The sequence below is a fragment of the Butyrivibrio sp. AE3004 genome (genome assembly GCF_000703165.1).
GTDB lineage: Bacteria > Bacillota > Clostridia > Lachnospirales > Lachnospiraceae > Butyrivibrio.
Window position 1 is genome coordinate 2428152 of sequence record NZ_JNLQ01000002.1, and the last position, 18033, is coordinate 2446184.

Annotated in this window: 15 protein-coding genes and 3 tRNA genes; 8 read left to right on the forward strand and 10 right to left on the reverse strand. The window is 40.8% G+C overall.

Features of this window, described 5'->3' with window-relative positions; genetic code table 11:
• Positions 1-131 precede the first annotated feature (131 nt).
• The gene (locus BV60_RS0113450; RefSeq protein WP_029322554.1) at positions 132-626 is read right to left on the reverse strand and encodes a dihydrofolate reductase; all 495 of its coding nucleotides are present in this window, start codon (positions 624-626) and stop codon (positions 132-134) included.
• Between the two features lie 410 nt (positions 627-1036).
• Between BV60_RS0113450 and BV60_RS22110 the strand changes: the two genes are divergently transcribed.
• Entirely contained in the window at positions 1037-1366 is a 330-nt protein-coding gene (locus tag BV60_RS22110; RefSeq protein ID WP_051656731.1) for a hypothetical protein, read from the forward strand.
• 167 nt (positions 1367-1533) lie between these two features.
• Here BV60_RS22110 and thyA read toward each other — a convergent pair whose 3' ends face one another.
• The 3 genes from thyA to BV60_RS0113470 all read right to left on the reverse strand — a co-directional run bounded on the left by thyA (position 1534) and on the right by BV60_RS0113470 (position 5568).
• A complete protein-coding gene (thyA, locus tag BV60_RS0113460; protein ID WP_029322559.1) occupies positions 1534-2385 on the reverse strand; it encodes a thymidylate synthase in 852 nt (283 codons plus the stop codon).
• 45 nt (positions 2386-2430) lie between these two features.
• Positions 2431-3717: a leucine-rich repeat protein gene (locus BV60_RS0113465; protein WP_029322560.1), complete on the reverse strand. Its 1287-nt coding sequence runs from the start codon at positions 3715-3717 to the stop codon at positions 2431-2433.
• Positions 3718-3966: 249 nt separating this feature from the next.
• Positions 3967-5568 (reverse strand): MBL fold metallo-hydrolase RNA specificity domain-containing protein, encoded by a 1602-nt coding sequence (locus BV60_RS0113470; RefSeq protein WP_029322561.1) that lies wholly within the window; start codon positions 5566-5568, stop codon positions 3967-3969.
• A 198-nt stretch (positions 5569-5766) separates the two neighbouring features.
• Here BV60_RS0113470 and BV60_RS0113475 point away from each other — a divergent pair, with 198 nt between their 5' ends.
• Positions 5767-6561: a spermidine synthase gene (locus BV60_RS0113475; protein ID WP_029322563.1), complete on the forward strand. Its 795-nt coding sequence runs from the start codon at positions 5767-5769 to the stop codon at positions 6559-6561.
• 47 nt (positions 6562-6608) lie between these two features.
• Positions 6609-6690 (forward strand) — tRNA-Leu (locus tag BV60_RS0113480).
• A gap of 177 nt (positions 6691-6867) precedes the next feature.
• Here the strand turns inward: BV60_RS0113480 and BV60_RS0113485 are convergent.
• From BV60_RS0113485 to BV60_RS22115, 6 genes are all read right to left on the reverse strand, one after another.
• Entirely contained in the window at positions 6868-8322 is a 1455-nt protein-coding gene (locus tag BV60_RS0113485) for a M20 family metallopeptidase (protein WP_029322565.1), read from the reverse strand.
• A gap of 133 nt (positions 8323-8455) precedes the next feature.
• A complete protein-coding gene (locus BV60_RS0113490; protein WP_029322566.1) occupies positions 8456-9232 on the reverse strand; it encodes an amino acid ABC transporter ATP-binding protein in 777 nt (258 codons plus the stop codon).
• Positions 9216-10004, reverse strand: a complete 789-nt coding sequence (locus BV60_RS0113495) for an amino acid ABC transporter permease (RefSeq protein ID WP_029322568.1) — start codon at positions 10002-10004, stop codon at positions 9216-9218. Before BV60_RS0113495 ends, BV60_RS0113490 begins: the two co-directional genes overlap by 17 nt.
• A gap of 137 nt (positions 10005-10141) precedes the next feature.
• Positions 10142-11101: a transporter substrate-binding domain-containing protein gene (locus BV60_RS0113500; RefSeq protein WP_051656732.1), complete on the reverse strand. Its 960-nt coding sequence runs from the start codon at positions 11099-11101 to the stop codon at positions 10142-10144.
• A gap of 403 nt (positions 11102-11504) precedes the next feature.
• Positions 11505-12317, reverse strand: a complete 813-nt coding sequence (locus tag BV60_RS0113510; RefSeq protein ID WP_029322570.1) for a response regulator — start codon at positions 12315-12317, stop codon at positions 11505-11507.
• Between the two features lie 107 nt (positions 12318-12424).
• Positions 12425-13714, reverse strand: coding sequence for a sensor histidine kinase (locus tag BV60_RS22115; RefSeq protein WP_051656733.1), 1290 nt, complete (start codon positions 13712-13714; stop codon positions 12425-12427).
• A 181-nt stretch (positions 13715-13895) separates the two neighbouring features.
• On the opposite strand from BV60_RS22115, the gene BV60_RS0113520 reads away from it, so the two are divergent.
• The 5 genes from BV60_RS0113520 (at position 13896) to BV60_RS0113540 (ending at position 18014) form a co-directional block, all read left to right on the forward strand.
• Positions 13896-13969: transfer RNA gene (locus BV60_RS0113520), tRNA-Pro, on the forward strand.
• A gap of 22 nt (positions 13970-13991) precedes the next feature.
• Positions 13992-14062 (forward strand) — tRNA-Gly (locus tag BV60_RS0113525).
• A 331-nt stretch (positions 14063-14393) separates the two neighbouring features.
• Positions 14394-15470 (forward strand): ABC transporter ATP-binding protein, encoded by a 1077-nt coding sequence (locus tag BV60_RS0113530; protein ID WP_029322574.1) that lies wholly within the window; start codon positions 14394-14396, stop codon positions 15468-15470.
• Entirely contained in the window at positions 15457-16371 is a 915-nt protein-coding gene (locus BV60_RS0113535; RefSeq protein ID WP_029322576.1) for an ATP-binding cassette domain-containing protein, read from the forward strand. Before BV60_RS0113530 ends, BV60_RS0113535 begins: the two co-directional genes overlap by 14 nt.
• Positions 16372-16373: 2 nt before the next feature.
• Entirely contained in the window at positions 16374-18014 is a 1641-nt protein-coding gene (locus tag BV60_RS0113540; RefSeq protein ID WP_029322578.1) for a peptide ABC transporter substrate-binding protein, read from the forward strand.
• The last annotated feature ends 19 nt before the right edge of the window (positions 18015-18033 follow it).

Consider the following 18033-nt stretch of genomic DNA (forward strand, 5'->3'; position numbering starts at 1 on the left):
GGGCGCACTCTTCCCTGCTTACTAAACACTACAATTGTGATACTACCAAAAATGACTTGCTTTATCAAGATTTATGTGACTTTTTCCTTATAAAATATTGATAAAATCAACCAATTCATATTTGTGTATCTTTATTTTGAAACTCTTTTATAGGTTCTGAATGTATAAGTGGTATCAAAATATGCCTGTTCATCGCTCTCCTCATAAAGTTCCCACTCGGGATCCTCGTCGAGATTTGTAAAAAAGCAATCTGCTTCAAAGGTCCTGTCTATCTTGGTAACAATACAGGTATCGCACATAGGCAGTAGTTCTTCGTAAACCTTTGCACCACCGATGCAGTACACGATATCAGTATCATATTCCTTTATTGCGTCCTGAAGTTCATCGAGGTTGTGGACTACTGTTGCATTTTTCACCTCATAATCAGGATTGGTCGAAAGAATGATATTCTTTCTTCCTTCAAGCGGCTGCTGCCCGGGAAATGTCTCAAGAGTTTTTCTTCCATATACAAGGACTTTTCCCATAGTTTCTGCTCTGAAGTTCTTCATATCGTTGGGAATTCTAATAAGAAGCTGCCCCTTATTTCCTATTCCCCAGTGTTCATCTGCTGATAGAATTATTTTCATTGTTTCCTCCTGTCATCGATCATAATAAGAGGTACCGCTTGGCGTGAATCCCTTATCATGTTTTACCGCTATCCATAATACATTAACTACGCCTGTTTTTCCATAAAAAGGCTTTTTTAAGATGTGTTAAGTAGCGCCAAAAGCCCTAAATATCTGACTTTCCGGTTTGTTAAACATTTAAGTATACGGCAACCTGGCCTAAAATTTACGTAAAGCAGTCCTTTTCTCCAGTATTTATCTGCATTTTCTCCAAATGTTAATTATAAAGATTATAAACTAAAAATAGCACGAATATCAAATCTTGTTCACAAACGTTAAGTTATGATTATATTTATTGACGCACCGCTTTAAAGCGCATATATTCAAATTACAATATTTCTTACAAATTTTTTTGAATGAGGCTTTTTTCTATGAAGAGAATAATCGCAACAATATCAACAATGGCAATCGCTATGATATTCTGCTTATCACCTATGGTTACAAAGGCTGAGGCAGAAGTAGAAAATGTGGATGCTGAAGTAGTAGAAGCTGCTGCTGAGATCACAGAAGGCGATGCTCTTAATATCGCTATAGAAAAAGCAGGTTATTCACAGACTGCAGTTAAATATACAAAGGTTTGGGAAGACACAATTGATGGAACAGCAGTTTACAAGGCAGAATTCTATCTTGGACCTGTAGCTTTCTGCTATCATATTGACAAGGCTAATGGCGAAATACTTGAAAGCCATGTGAAGAATTGATTAACCTTAGATAATTATATGACTTCCTTGACTCAAATAAGAGAAGTGAGAGTTCGTTCAAGGATCAATATCTGAAAACTGAATATTGTTTTTGACTGATTAGTCAATAATATAAAAAATCTGCCGTATCGGAAAAATCTGATACGGCAGTTATTTTTTTTACTTATTTATATAGCTATCGGAATATCCTTTATCTGTTCTCCTGCAACTTCGTAGTTTTCAAGAGAGACATCATTTCGTGTGAATTGGTAAAAATCATGTACATCAGGATTCAGATGGAAAGTCGGTGCCGGCTTTGGCTCACGCTTAATGAGTTCCTTTATGATATCCACATGTCTGTCATATATATGCGCATCAGCAATTACATGAACCAGTTCACCAACATTCATGTCGCAGACCTGAGCAAGCATGTGTACCAGAACGGAATACTGAACCACATTCCAATTATTAGCCGCAAGTACATCCTGCGATCTCTGGTTCAGAATAGCGTTAAGAGTAAGTTTATCCTCTCCCTTTTTCTGTGTCACATTAAATGTCATGCTGTAGGCACAGGGATAAAGATTCATCTCTGACAGATCCTGGTGGACATATATGTTTGTCATAATCCGTCTGCTGAAAGGATTGTTTTTAAGATCGTAGATAACTCTGTCAACCTGATCAAACCATCCCTCTTTATACTGATGCTTCACACCCATCTGGTATCCGTAAGCTTTGCCAATGGATCCGTTTTCATCAGCCCATTCATCCCATACATGACTGTGAAGGTCATTGATGTTATTCGACTTCTGCTGCCAGATCCAGAGCATCTCATCGGTTGCACTCTTGAGTGCGGTCTTGCGAAGTGTCATTATCGGAAACTCCTCCGCAAGGTTGTATCTGTTCACAACTCCGAATTTTTTTATGGTATATGCAGGTGTTCCATCCTCCCAGTGAGGGCGGACTTTTTCACCCTCTGTACTGGTTCCGTTTTCAAGGATGTCCTTACACATGTTTATAAAAATCTCATCAGCTTTACTCATTGAATCCTCCGAATACTGCCTTTGAACTGCTGATTTTGCAGTTCCTTACAGTGTGTAGTACTTAGTACCTGCTGAAATCTTCTTTTTAAGAAGCTTCTTATATTTCTTCTTAAATGTCTTATCCGGGCAGTATACCTTGGTCTTTTTAGGAATCTTGTTAAATGCATCCTTGCCAATAGTATTAAGAACTCTTGACTTAAATCTGATGGTCTTTAACTTAGGGCAATTGAAAAATGCTGACTTATCAATCTTTTCTACGTTCTCACCGATTTCAAGTGTAGTTACCTTTGCATTATTCTTGAAAGCATTTTTCTCGATTGCTGTTACCATGTATGAAATTCCGTTAATAGTTACTCTGTCCGGAATCTTCATTGTCTTGCCGGCACTGTTCTTATCTGAAAGTCCAAGTATTGAAACTGTACCTGTTCCGTCACCCTTAACCTTAGTGATTCTGTATGTAAAACCGTTTGACTTTGCTTCTACTTTTTTAGTTACAACTGTTGTAAAGAATTCCTGTGTGGAGTAAACGCATTTTGTAACCTGAACCTTATCTTCAAAGGCTGATCTGTAGTTCTGAAGTGAGCCAAGTTTAATACGAACCTTTGTTGCAGGATATCCAAGAGCAATAAGATCGGCATCGTTACCTGCAAGTGTGTATGATGTTACGCCACCGTTTCCGATGTACTTTGTCTTGGAAACATTGTTGGCATTAAGCTCAAGCTGGAATCCGTCATATGCTGAAAGGGGACTGTAAGTGTTGGCATTCTGTACATTGCTCCAGGTAAATTCCATTGAGCCGTTCGCATTGTTCTTCATTGTAAAATTAGATGCAGGAACAAAAGGAACACATTCAACGCAAAGCTTGTTTGTTACTTCGAGCTGCTTTGAATTGTCGCCATCGTTTGTAACAACGCAAATGTAGTAATTCTTTTCCTTTTCAAGACCGCTCACGGGAAGCACTACATCAATAGCTTTTCCGTTAAGAGTATTTCTGTAAGCAGCTCCTGCTCCGCCTGCTGTCTGCTGCTCAACAACTGTTCCGTACTGGTCCTTCACCTGTACTGTTACTGTGCCGTTTGCGGATGTACTGCCAACGATTGATGCAAGGCTTATAAGATAAATTCCCTCGGTTTTGTCTGTGCGGAATTTGTAATAATATGCAGCTTTGTCATCTACCGCAGCTTCATAATAATGAATATCGTATTTCATCTCGGCAGCATTCTGCTGCATGGAATCGCCGTGAATACGTTTCCCCTCTTCTGCATGAACACTCATAGGGAGTGCAGCTGCAAGCATCATGCATGCAAGTGCAGTTACTAATCTTTTTTTCATACCATTTTCCTCACTTAAAAAATAAAACTGATTTTTTATCCCACTATAATAGTGAAATAAAAGCTAAACCTGATATGTCAAAGGACTTTATCCGTCTATGAAGGGTATAAATCTGTGAGAATAATATCATCCCACCTTTTTATAAAACCGAATATTGTGTCCGCTCGACATACTTTCCACAAGATATAGTCTACCACAAATCCCCTGTTATGTGTGACTCTTTTATAAAAGAATTTCTCTTGCAAACATCTAGTTTTCCCATTTATCGCAAAGTGAAAGAATCTGATCCGCAAATTTGGCCTTATCCTTATTGGTCATACCTTCACTTCTTGCAATAATCGCAGTAAGTCTTGCGCCTGCTGCCTTAAGTCTTGTAAATACGTCAGAAACAACCTTGGTAGTCTTCTTAGCTGCAACCTTCGGAATACCTTCTTTGACTATCCTGCCGGAAATGAGGTCGAACTCAGTTCCACTGTAAGGCGCATATGTATCATAACCGTACTCATCTCTTAAACAGTTCGCAAAAGAAGTACAGGTACCGTCCTCACCATGTACAAGGAATACTTTCTTTGGTCTCTCGGTAAAGCCCTGAATCCATTTAATAAGTCCACCCTTGTCCGCATGACCCGAAAGTCCCGTAAGCTTGCAGATTTCAGCCTCCACATCAATAACTTCGCCAAAAAGTTTTACCTCATCAGCACCTTCTATTATGGCTCTTCCCGTTGTTCCTATAGACTGATATCCTACAAATAGGATGGTTGATTCCGGTCTCCACAGGTTATGTTTCAGGTGATGCCTTATTCTACCTGCTTCGCACATACCTGATGCTGAGATTATTACCTTGGGAGTTTCCTCTTCGTTTATCGCTCTTGATTCCTCGGTGGTTATAGCGAGATTAAGTCCCGGGAATGAAATGGGATTTATGTGCTTTTTTACAAGCTCCATTGCTTCCTCGTCATAGCACTCCATCGCATGATCCGTGAAAACCTCGGTTGCTTCAACAGCCATCGGTGAATCAATATATACCGGGAAATCATCAACTGCCGTAACAAGATGATCTTTTTTTATAGTTCTCAAAAAATAGAGCATTTCCTGAGTTCTTCCAACTGCAAAGGAAGGTATGACAACATTGCCTCCACGGGCAAAGGTCCTGTTCAGAATTTCAGTGAGCTCAGCTACATAATCAGGCTTTTCTTCGCCGTGATATCTGTCTCCGTAGGTGGATTCCATGACCACGTAGTCCGCTGTTGATGTATAAGCAGGATCCTTTATGAGTGGCTGGTCGTTATTTCCTATATCTCCGGAAAATACAATTTTCTTCTGGGCGCCTTTTTCAGTCAGCCAGACTTCGATACTTGCGGATCCAAGCAGATGTCCTATATCCGTAAACCTTATCTGTACACCCTCACACACATCAATTTTCGTCCCGTAATCGCAGGGAACAATATGACGGAGCGTGTTGTCAGCATCCTCCATTGTATAGAGTGGTTCAATTTGCTTTATATCTTTATTTCTCTTACCTTTTCTGCTTCGCCACTCAGCCTCCTGCATCTGAATATGTGCACAGTCACGCAGCATTATGCTGCACAGATCTGCAGTGGGCCTTGTCATATAAATTTTCCCGCGAAAACCTCTTGCATATAAAAGTGGAAGATTTCCCGAGTGATCTATATGCGCATGTGTAAGGAAAACATAGTCTATTTCCGCGGCACTGACAGGTAGTTCGACATGCTCGAAAGAAATCCTTCCCTGCTCCATTCCATAGTCCACAAGGATGTGTTTGTCCATAATTTCAAGATAATGGCAGCTTCCTGTAACTTCATGGTCTGCACCGATGAATCCCAGTTTCATAGGCACCTCCTCATCTGTAAATGCATATTTATATCCCGCTTTATGCTTAATTCTTAAATTTCCGCTTCAAGATCGTATATATGTGATAGTATGAAACTACAATAATTCCGGGACGCAAAAAAACGTTCAGGAATTACTATATTAATTTTAAATCCGACAGTTAATGCATGCAAATTAAGAAAATATAAAGAGGTTTTTATGAATCTGCTCGAACAGCTTTCGCTGTACCTTTTTCCAAAGACACGGTTTAAATCTGCGGACAGGCACATTGAAATAATTGATCACATTGAAAACGGTCGTGCAGCGAGAGTCCTTTTGTACGATGGTGTCAGAGAATCCGGAATGTATCTGGATGAATACGGCGATAGGGATCCGCTTTTTAATTATATGAAAACATTAAAGCTCATATTGGAGCTCCATCCCGGCCTTAATAACTGTCTTCTCATAGGCGGAGGCGGCTTCGTCTTTCCCAGGTTATATCTGAAAAATCATCCGGAGCGGCGAATAACAGTTGTAGAAATGGATGGTGGTTATGTGGAGCTTGCCAAAAAATTTTTCGGCCTCAATCCAAATGATAAAAGAATTACCGTAGAAATCCGTGATGGTTTTGAATACATTAAAGAGCATGCAAACGAAACTCTTTCATCAGCTTCTGATCACATTTATTCTTCTAATAGCAGATTTGATATTTATGAAAAAAGCACTGCTTCAAAAAAAGAGGATAAAAAATTCGACTTTGTAATTTATGACGCATACACGGGAAGCACCGCCTCAAAGGGCATCCTTTCCGAATACGCATTAAAAAGCGTATACAACATGCTCAACCCGAATGGTATATACGCTCTTAATATGATAAACGAAGCTCAGGATGTCATCTCCATGCAAACCCACATGTTAAATGCCACTCTGAAAACAATTTTCAAGCACACCAGGATCGTCCCCTGCAAAGGTGGTGGAAACTGTATCCTTTTGGCTTCCGACAGAAAGCTTTAAATAATCATTGACTAACCCCTTAAACAAGCAGTATATTAGAACAGTTAGCAGAAGTGATGGAATTGGCAGACATGCAGGATTTAGGTTCCTGTGCCGCAAGGCGTGTGGGTTCAAGTCCCATCTTCTGCATGAGCCCACAACATCTATCGTTGTGGGTTTTTTACCCCATATATTACCCCATATTGAAAAGGGCGTTTTACAACAATTAGAAAAGCAGGTTAATCTCTTATGAGAGAAACCTGCTTTAATTTATTTACTGTGCCGGTAAATAAGCATACTTAACATCAAGAGATGCTCTTTTAGGAACTATATACTTGCAACCGCATCCATAGGAATGGGGCATACATAGCCTGAAGCGGTTCGCTTGTCAAACTCCTTCTTTGCTTCCTGTAATATTTCATGATTTTCATAGAGGTCAATTGCGGCCAGGCAGAGCACCTTTCCCGCATGGATAGCCGACTTGTGTCCTATAGATGTCCCAGCTGATGAAACATTCTGCCAGCTGTGCCCGGGGCATCCGTTCGGCCATGCTGCCACATGTATCTGAGCTGTCGGGCAGTTCCAGCTGACATCTCCCACATCAGTTGAGGATGGTTCAAACGCATCACCCTCAAAATGGGGAAGAAGAAATCCGTTCATACCGCTCTTTCCTGAACATTTCTCCATGAATTCTGCTCTTAGTTTCTGAGCATTTTCAGCATAATCCGCATCAAAATCGGAACCGATTCCCGGAGCTTCTCCGAATCCTTCATATGTTTCAGAAAGTCTTTTAGCAAATTCAAGCTCTTCATCTGTATAAGTGGGAACTCCCAGCTCTTCAAAGTTTTTATACAGAACCTTTTCAAGAGTTCTGTTTGTCACGGTATCCGATAGTCCGTCGACAAATTCTCTATCAAAAGTTGTCTCAGTCATAAGAGCAGCGCCTTTTGCAATTTTATCCACACGCTTTTGAAGCTCCACCGCCTCTGCCACATGATTTGACCGAACCATGTAAAGTACCTGAGCCTTCGGCTGTACAACATTAGGACTGACTCCTCCTGCATCTGTAATTGCGTAATGAACTCTTGCCTTATCGCTCATATGCTCTCTCAGGAACTGAACTCCGATGTTCATAAGTTCCACACCATCAAGAGCACTTCTTCCTTTGTCCGGAGCACCTGAAGCATGGGATGCTATTCCATGAAAAGTATATCTGACCTGTATGCAGGAATTGGAAGAGCCTGTCACAACTTCATTGCAGTCAGCAGGATGCCATGTAAGAGCAGCATCAAGCTTTTGCCACTCTTTGTCCCTTGCCATAAAAGCTTTGGAAGCACAGCCTTCCTCACCCGGACATCCGTAAAGTATTACGGTTCCCTTATTATCTCCCACCATTTCAAGATATTTCTTTATACCAATAACAGCTGCAAAAGCACCTGCTCCCAAAAGATTGTGTCCGCAACCATGGCCGCTTCCTCCCTGAATAACAGGCTCCTGTGAAAGACAGCCCGCCTCCTGGGATAATCCTGACAAAGCATCATATTCGGCAAGAATTCCGACCACGGGCTTACCGCTTCCATAGGATGCAGAAAAAGCTGTGGGAATATTACAGATTCCTTTTTCTACGGTAAATCCTTCTTTTTTCAAAACGTCGCAGTACAGTTCACAGGATTTGTATTCCCGAAGTGATAGCTCTGCATATTCCCAGATTCTGTCAGCAACATCAGTAATGATTTTTTTATGATAGTCTATTTCTGCTATTGATTTTGATTTGTAATCCATGTTTTACCCTTTTTAAATACTAAAAAGCTGACAAATGAATACGAGTCTCATCCGTCAGCTTATCCGTTACATTCGGTTTCTATTCTTTAGCTTTGCAAAGAATCTGAAATTTTTTTTATTGCCACACTTTATTTTACAGTACCTTACTCAAAAATTCCTGAAGTCTTGGATGCTTTGGATGATCGAAAATTTCATCGGGAGTGCCATGCTCCAAAAGCTTTCCGTCAGCCATGAAAAGGACTCTGTTTCCGACTTCTCTTGCAAAGCCCATCTCATGGGTAACAACGACCATTGTCATTCCGTCCTCAGCAAGCTGTTTCATAACATCAAGTACCTCACCGACCATCTCGGGATCCAGCGCTGAAGTGGGCTCATCAAAAAGCATTACCTCAGGTTCCATCATGAGTGCACGAACGATGGCTATACGCTGCTTCTGTCCGCCTGAAAGCTGAATAGGATATGCATCTGCCCTGTCCTCAAGGCCTACCTTGGCAAGGAGCTCGCGTGCCTTCTTCTTTGCTTCCTCTTCAGGCACACCCTTTACCTTTACGGGAGCGAGAATCATGTTTTCCATTATTGTCTTATGTGGGAAAAGATTAAAATGCTGGAATACCATTCCCATCTTCTGTCTGTGAAGATCCATATTAACCTTTACCCATTTGTTGTTTTCATCCTTGTACTTTTTCTTGGTGATATCTACATTATCAAAAATGATCGCTCCGCCTGTAGGCTCCTCAAGTAGATTAAGTGAACGCAAAAAGGTTGACTTTCCGCTACCTGAAGGTCCGATGACAACCATTACGTCTCCTTTATCAATATCTATTGTCACATGATCCAGAGCTTTGATAGCACCGAAATTATAATGTTTTTCCAGGTCGATTACCTGTATCAGTTTATCGCTTGTCGCCACGGCTCATCCTCCTCTCAAAATATGCAATCACTTTACTTGTAGGGAAGCACAGGCAGAAATAAATTGCCGTTGCAACTAAAAGTGGTTCAATAATAATAAATGTAGCTCCGCGTACCGCATTAACCGCAGACATAATATCCTGCACACCGATTGTGTAGGTGATAGCCGACTCCTTGATAATAACTACAAACTCGTTGGCAATCGCAGGCAGTATGTTCTTTATCGCCTGTGGAAGAATAATATACTTCATGTTCTGTAACTGGCTCATTCCAAGTGACCTTGCCGCCTCTGTCTGTCCTCCGTCAATTGACTGAATCCCCGAACGCATGATCTCACACAAATATGCTCCGGAGTTCATTCCAAGTGCAACAACACCGGGGAAAAAGCGCTCGAATTTGATAAATCCCATAAAGGTAAAATTGGGCAGTTCTATAAGCGCACCGAAAACTCCGTAATAAATGATCGCAACCTGAACAATAACCGGCGTTGATCTCAAAATCTCTACATAAGCAGTTGCAAGAAAACTAAGCGGATTAAATTTTCCTATAGCAACGCCGATTCCTCTCTCTCTCTGATGTCCTTCTTTATCCATTCCCAGAAATGCAAGAGGATAAAATCTTGACATTCTCATGCTTGAAAGAATCAGTGCCAATACAAATCCAATGGCAACAGTAAAAAGAGAAAGCATGATGGTTACTAGTATGCCCTGCCAGAAAAGGCTGGCATACGGCGCTATTTTTGAGAAGTTCTCAATTTGTACAAAACTGTCCATAATATTTCCTTATCTCCATTTTATTGGTAACTTTTTTACATTATAACATGAATAAGCGAAAAATTGAGACTCGGAAACAGTTCCATTCCCGAGTCCCAAAAGAATTTGCATTCTATGAAATGTTTTCCCTTTGCAGATTACTGCTGATCAAGAAGTCCCTCGATAATCTCTCCGCTTGCCTGCTCATTTGCGGTAGCAACAAACTCATCCATTTTTCCTTCTGAAATTGCCTTAGCGATAGCTTCGTTAACGCCTGCTTTAAGCGCATCGTTACCCTTGCATACACCGATTGCGGAACCTTCAGCTCCATCATAAGGAACATCAAGTACAACACAGAGCTCAGGATAATTCTTTGCATAGCTCTCAGCAACAGCTGTCTCGATATATGCACCATCAAGCTTTCCTGCAAGAAGCTCAGCAATGATATCTGTAACCTTTGTGAGCTGGATCAGCTCTGCATCAGGGCTGTTTGTCTGTGCAAGGTCAACCTGGATTGAACCTGTCTGAGCACCAACCTCTATATCTGAGTTGTTGGTATCTTCAAGACTTGTGAACTTATCCTTGTTAGCCTGTGTGCAAACAAACGACTGTCCGCCTTCATAGTAGATATCTGAAAAGTCCATAATTGATTCACGCTTCGGATCGGGTGAAAGACCTGCTACACCAAGATCTACTGCCTTGGTCTGAAGTTCCATAAGAACGCCGTCAAAGTCAACAGGTACTACCTCAAGCTCAAGTCCAAGATAATCAGCTACATACTGAGCAAGCGCGATGTCAAAACCTGCAAGCTTAGGTGTGCCAGACTCATCAACAGCATAAAACTCATAAGGTGCAAAATCAGGTGAAGTAGCTACTGTAAGCTTACCGGGAGTTACTGTTGTGATCTCGGAAGCAGCCTCTGTTGCCTCTGCGTTCTCCTCTGTCGCTTCAGCTTCTGTACTGTCAGCCTCTGTTGCCTCTGCGCTGTCTGCAGTCTCTTCTGTAGCAGTACTCTCTGCCTCTGTTGCAGCTCCTGTATTATCAGAAGTATTACCGCAAGCTGTCATTCCCACCACCATAACACCTGCCATCATAGCAGCAATAATTTTCTTCTTCATAATATCTATTCCTCCTCTTCATTATGCACAACTGAATGCATATTTATTCATTTCTCGTGTTGTTTTATACATAATAATACAGTTGATGTATTTTATCAACCCCTTAAATTAAAAAACATCAAAAAAATTTCAATTACATAAAGTCCGCTCCCCTTATCCATTAAACAGATAGCCATGAACATTCTTCTATAAAAGTAAAAAAAGGCATGAAAAAAGCGCCTGCATAACAAGCGCTTCTCTCATCCTTAATTATTATAGAGGGAACTATATAATAGAGGAAATCATTTGGGACTTTATTGTCTCATATTTAGTGTCACAAAAGTGTCACAGCCACCAAATACAGTATTCATGAACGTCTTCCGTCTTTTACTTAAACGTTATCGACATTTTATCGTCTAATAATTTACCAAATATCATCCGAAAGCTGAACCAGTTTTCCAAGTGTGGGTTCTGCCCAGCTATATTGATTCATATATTCACCCACAAATCCCGTCTCAGCCTTTTTTCCATCCAGGAAATCGAAATAATCACAGTCAAAGAAAGCCTTGTTTATAGCGGCCTCTCCCCTTCTCCTGATTAGTGCTTCAGAGCAGTTATGCTCAGCAAATATCCTTGTCATATCGGCAAAAAGATTTCTCATATAAGATCTGTGGCTTCCGGCATCATCCTCGTCCTGCCAGATTTTTTCCATAATCTGGTTAAAGGTACGCATAGCCCCGTTAGCATCTATCAGAACCGCAAGGAGTTCTCTGGTCTTACTGTAAACAAAATCAAGCGGAACCCCGTCAGGAGTAAATACTTCAAATTCTCCGAAGGTGTGAACCTTAAGCTTATTTGTATGTTGTTCAGCATCCTCTTCAACAGGGAACCTCAGATGTTCAAGCTCTGCCTTAACCTTAGCTGCAGTAACAGGCTTCATAATGTATCCACTTGCATAAATTGCAAAAGCTTCCTGCATATAATCGGAATAGCCGGTCACAAATATAATATTTATTTTGGGATTTTTCTCCTGAAGCTGTTTCGCAACATCTATCCCGTTATCTGTTCTCATTTCAACATCAAGAAAAGCCACCTGAGGTTTTATATCCTCAGCCTTCTCAATGGCCTTTTTCCCACTGGTAAACCCCTCAACCGTTGCATCCGGCTCCGTCTTCTTTATGGCATTTATGCAGCCTTCAAGCGCCAGATCTTCATCATCAACAGCAATAATCCTCATTTTCACACCTCATAAAAAAAATTTTACACCTCCGCAAAAACTTCTAAAAGGAAGAATATATGCATAAATATTTAAAAATAATGCATTTTATTCATGTAATATTCATTTTAAACATTTTTCGGAATTTTGATCGTCGCTTTCGTTCCGACATTCTTGGTACTTTCGATCAGAAGAAATCCCTTACACATTGTCAGAAGCCGCTCCTGAAGATTATCGATTCCTATATGAAGCCCGTCACCCTTTTTCATCTCATCAGAATCAAAGCCGACTCCATTATCCTCGACAACTATATAATAGTAATCTTCATCTGAAAAACTTGCAATATGAACATAGCCGCCTTCCTCTTTTTTATGTATTCCGTGTTTTACAGCATTTTCGACCAGAAGCTGTACGGAAAGAGCAGGCAGGAGAAACCGTTCGTCCTTTATATCATATTTGATGTTAAGCTTTTCCCTGAATCTCATTTTTTCAAGGCCAAGATAGTTTGTAACATGCTCCATTTCTTTTTGGAGTGTTATGCATTCCGCCTTCTGAAGACTGTCCAGATTTCCTCTCAGGTAGTCAGAAAAGCGGCCAATGGCTTCCTGTGCCTCTTCCGGATTTTTTTCACAAAGCACATATATGGAATTTAGCACATTATATAAAAAATGCGGTCTGATCTGACTCAGAAGGATTTTTATCCTATCCCTGGATATTTTGTCTTCCTGTTCAAGAATGAGTCTCTCCTGTTCATATTGAAAGGTATTATCCATAAAAATAAGCGATAAGCAAAAGCAATACGGAAGCACTTCCAGATCAGGCACAAAAGATCTTATGAAAACTCCGATCAACGGAAAAAAAACTATCGAAAGAAGCCTTAGAATATTGTTCAGCTTCAGGTACTGCCTGTACACAATCATGTACACAAAGGTCAAAAGTACAAGCGAGTAACCACCGACCTGCCCTATAAAGTACAATGGTCCTTTCTCAAAATTCGTGCCATCAAAGGCTACAACCCCTCCCCTGAAGATATAAAAAATAAGAGTAATGCAATAAATTCCAATAAGTGGAATTACAAAAACCCTGATTTTGAGATTTTTACCGCTCATTCTTGAAATATAGTAAGTTGTATAAAGCGAATAAAAGCCAAGTAGCATGTAAAATCCCACAAAATATATTGCATAAGCCATTGTCGAATGAAAAACACGTATTTTTTCATTGGTGATTGCAATTGCAAAGCTTTTTCCCATAAGGACAGCCACAAGCATGATGGCATCTGCTATAAGCATCTTGGTAAACTGCATACGCTCCTTATTGGAAACCTTCCTCAATCTGATATCTCCAAACAGCTTTATAAACATAATTGCCAAAAGAAATGAAGCAATTCCTAAATTTACATAATCCATAGTATGATCCATAAATAATCCACCTTCCCTCAAATGCAGATATTTCCTGCATTTGCCAAACTTTCTTACTTAATATATCAACTTTTTTAAAAAAATTCAAAATTTTTTTCAAAAAAGTGTTGACATACTAAGTATTAGAATATATACTTGTACTTGCGTTGCGGGTCAGGTAAATGAACAGAACGCTTCCAAACGGGGTGTGGCTTAGCTTGGTAGAGCGCCTGGTTTGGGACCAGGAGGTCGCAGGTTCGAATCCTGTCACCCCGATTGAAAATTCAATATTATACATGCGGGTGTAGTTCAATGGTAGAACACCAGCCTTCCAAGCTGGATACGTGGGTTCGATTCCCATCACCCGCTTTTAGAAATAAGACTTAGGTTTAACCTAGGTCTTATTTTTTTAAGTAGGCGAGTTCACGCCCCCATGGTTCGGTCTCCGCTCCCGGCATACAAATGTATGTCGGGAGTTTTTGTATATGGTTCAAAAGCTATAGCAGGATTCCCTAATGCATTTTCATTTTTATACTCAAGAAGTCATATTTATGCTTATTTAATATTTATGTGCGATAAAACATAGTAGAATTAATGAGTAATCACATATATCGGACAGAATAATTAAAACGCCTCAAAAAATCTACTTTACAGGGCAATATTTTTTCTCAGAAAAAACGGACTATATGAGGAACATAATATGATTGACAGAGCTCAGGAAGTTTTAAAGATAAGTAATCTTGACATAAGCATATCCATGGGAAAAGAAAAGATACATGCCATAAGAGGCCTGGACCTCGTCCTGCGAAAAGGAGAAACTGTTGCACTTGTGGGAGAATCAGGTTCCGGCAAATCGATTACCATGAAAGCAGTTATGGGAATATTACCGGCCGGTTCGATCATCAATAAAGGAAGCATTCTTCTTAAGGAAGGTGAGAATGACATAGATCTTCTAAAACAGTCCCCGGCATATCTAAGGAAAAATATAGTCGGAAAAAGGATTGCTATGATATTCCAGGATCCGATGACCTCCCTTAATCCCACAATGACAATCGGAGGACAGCTTAAAGCTGCTATCCTGGCCCACGCAAAACTGTCAAAGGATGCAGTTTTTGACAAATCAGTCACTCTTCTAAGGGAGGTTGGCATAACAGAGCCCGAAAGAAGACTTAAGCAATATCCGCATGAGTTTTCAGGTGGCATGCGACAAAGAATAGTCATTGCAATGGCATTGTCGTCCGATCCCGAAATACTCATTTGCGATGAACCCACCACAGCACTGGATGTAACAATACAGGATAAAATACTCGACCTGATAATAAGTCTTCAGCAGAAAAGAGAACTGTCAGTTATATATATAACCCATGACCTTGGAGTTGTAGCAAAGACATCTGATTATGTGAATGTCATGTATGCCGGAAGGATTATAGAATGCGGAACCATAGTTGATATCTTCTACGATCCGAGGCATCCATATACCTGGGGATTACTCTCAGCAATACCTGATACCAGCGAGAGCCACTCTGAATTATATTCAATTCCCGGAACTCCACCGGTACTCACAAAGGATCCTGATGGTGATGCCTTTGCTCCCAGAAATCCCTATGCGCTTAATATCGATTTCAAAAAGGAAGCTCCCCTATTTAAGATTTCAGATAGTCATTATGCAGCGACGTGGCTTCTTGATGAAAGAGCAAAGCCTGTAAGTCGTCCGAAGGAACTTGAGGAGAGAATTCTTAGAATGAAGATGGAGGCAGCTGCTTATGTCAACGAGTGAAACAAGGACAAGTGAGCCACTTCTTAACGTTGAAAATCTGATAATGAAGTTTGGAAAAGGCAGAAATTCCTTTACAGCTGTAAACAAAGTGAGTTTTACAATAAACAAAGGCGAAATATATGGACTTGTCGGCGAATCAGGTTCCGGAAAATCCACGATCGGCAAGTGCGTAATAGGACTTAATAAGTCATCTTCCGGGAAAATTATTTTTGAAGGCAAAGAACTAAAATCAATATGCCCCGACATACAGATGATATTTCAGGATCCCATGTCTTCCCTTAATCCCAAGAAAAAAATCAAGGATATTGTTGGTGCAGGACCGGATATTCACAAAATGTTTTCCTCCAAAGAAGAACGCGATGCCCGCATAATGAAAGTTCTCGAAACAGTAGGTCTGTCAAGGGAACAGGCAGAGCGATATCCGGGCCAGTTTTCCGGTGGGCAAAGGCAGAGAGTCGGAATAGCAAGAGCCCTCATCATGAACCCGAAGCTTATTGTGGCAGATGAATGTATAGCAGCTTTGGATGCGTCTGTTCAGGCTCAGATTGTAAATATGATATCACGGATATGCAGAGAAACAGGTACTGCATTTCTTTTCATTTCACACGACCTGTCGATGGTAAGGTATTTGTGCCAAAGGATAGGTGTGCTTCATCGCGGCTATCTCCTTGAAACCGGAGATGTGGACGATATTTTCAAGAGTCCGGCCCATCCTTATACGAGAAATCTCCTGGCCGCCAATCCGATACCAAATCCCATTGTACAGTTCAAAAAGGATGAGCATTACGACTATGAGACCTCCGGCATCCTGTATGAAAACGGTTCCTGGCATGATGTAAAGAGCAATGAAAAACATAAGGTATGGTGCACAGATAGCGAATTTGAGAAATGGGGGCTATAGATATGAGCAGGAACATAAGTAAAAGATTTATAGCAGCACTGACAGCCACTCTCCTATTCCTTTGTGCTACAGCATGCTCAGGCCAAAGAGAAACCGTCGGTATAGATTCAGAAAGAGAACTCAATATCGGATACGATGCTTTACCTATTTCATTGGATGCCCAGATGGCTTTTGATTCGGCTTCCTTTGCTTATCTTAAGCCAATGGTTGCAACACTTTTCAAAGATGTGGGCGGTGAGCTAAAGACAGATTTGGCCGAGAGCTACGAGGTATCTGAAAACGGCCTTATCTACACAATAAAGCTTCGTGATGAAATAAGATACAGTGATGGAACACCAATTACCGCAGAGGACTTCGTTTATGCCATTCAGAGAATAGCAGATCCGTTATCCGGTAGCAATGCTGTTTTCGTCTTTCATGATATTTGTGAGGTCAAAAACATTGAGGCAGTTAGCACTGGGCAACTACCTTTATCCGAGCTTGGTGTTACAGCACAAGATGACAGGACTCTGGTGATAGAACTCGAAAAGCCCTGCCCGTATTTTATTAGTGCTCTCTCACTTCCGTGCTCCGCACCATGCAGCAGGTCTTTCATCGAAAAATGGGGAAATTTGTATGCCACAAAGGCTGAATATACTTTGGGAAGCGGGCCTTTTTTCATTGATCGTTATGAACCGTTTGACACCCAGGTTCATTACAGCAAGAATCCCTATTACTACGACGAAAAATCAGTAAAGCTTCCCGGAGTTTCAATAAGATACGTACAAAGTCCGCAGCAGGCGATGATGTGCTACGAGAGCGGCGCCCTGGATGCCATATCTGTTTCCGGCCCTATCCAGGAACTGGCAGAGGGTGACAGGAACGTTTACGAAAATGCCTCCGGCAGCATATGGTATATAGGAACTGTTCCTTCTCATAACAGTGCGCTGAAAAACAAAAACATAAGACGTGCACTCACTATGTCCATTAATCGGGACAGCATTGTAAAGAATATCACTAAAAGAGGATCCGCAACGCTTGAAAGGCTTATTCCCGAAAACTTCAGCTATGATACCAAGGGCAATGATTATGTTAAAGAGCCGGATGAATATCTCGATATTTGCAGCTATGACACGAAAAAGGCTCTTGAATACTGGAATAAGGGCCTTGAAGAAATAAATGCAAAAACACTTGAGCTTTCCCTAATATTGAGGCCATCTGAAGAGACCTTAATAGAAATGATTATCAGCGAGTGGGAAAGATCTCTTCCGGGCCTTCATGTTACTGCAACTGTCATTCCCTCCAAGCAGTTTTGGAATGATCTTGATAAAAAAGAGAGCGACCTATATTTTAGCGGGTGGTCAGCTGATTATTCAGACCCCAACACTTTTCTGGCACTGTTCACATCCACATCAAAATATGATTACGCGGACCTGAAAAATGCAGAATATGACAGGCTTTTAAATGATGCAGTTATTGAAACAGATCCCATGCGCAGGTTCGATATGCTTCACAAAGCAGAGGATATACTAATGGAGGAAAGCCTGTATTTTCCAATATATGCAAGTGGTGATGCATGGCTTGTATCAAGCGAAATAAGCGATGTAGTGTTTGATTTTACAGGTGTGACTTTAGATCCGAAATGGACTTCCAAAAGCAGATAAAGGTAGCAAAATGGTTAAA